Here is a 522-nt window from a genome sequence, read left to right on the forward strand (position 1 = left end):
AGAGTGATACGAGCGCAACAGCGAGTGATTACACGAAGGATTCGGGTGAATACAGTGATGATGTCACTACGGCCTCAGCTGCTAAGTCGGATACTTTGAAGAGTGACCAGAGTAATATCAACAGTGATCAGACGAAGGTCAACAGCGATTCCAACCAGTTCTCCAACGACCAAAGCAACGTGGCTTCGGACTTGAGTGATAGCAACACCACTTCAGATAAGTTGTCGAGTGATTTGGCTAAGACCAGCAATGATCTGAGCGACTTCACTTCAGATAACAGCAAGCTGAGTTCCGATTCGGCTAAGGATTCCAGTGATCTCGGTTCCAACGGAACCTCCGATCAGACCAAAGCTTACACCAGCGACAGTATGCAGTTGAGCAATGATCAAAGCAATGACAAGAGTGACTCAAACAAGTTGGCTAGTGATCAAACGACCGCGAAGTCGAATGCCTTGAGCAATGACAGCAATAGTTTGAGTAATGACCTGAGTGACTTTAGTGACCAACAGAGTGATTTCAATT

Annotated in this window: 1 protein-coding gene; it reads left to right on the forward strand. The window is 46.2% G+C overall.

What is annotated here, in order from left to right; translation table 11 throughout:
- Positions 1-522: hypothetical protein (locus tag HC026_RS12405; RefSeq protein WP_211089499.1), on the forward strand; the 522-nt coding region annotated here is incomplete at both ends.

Origin of the sequence: Secundilactobacillus angelensis (genome assembly GCF_012641075.1) — a bacterium.
Lineage (GTDB): Bacteria > Bacillota > Bacilli > Lactobacillales > Lactobacillaceae > Secundilactobacillus > Secundilactobacillus angelensis.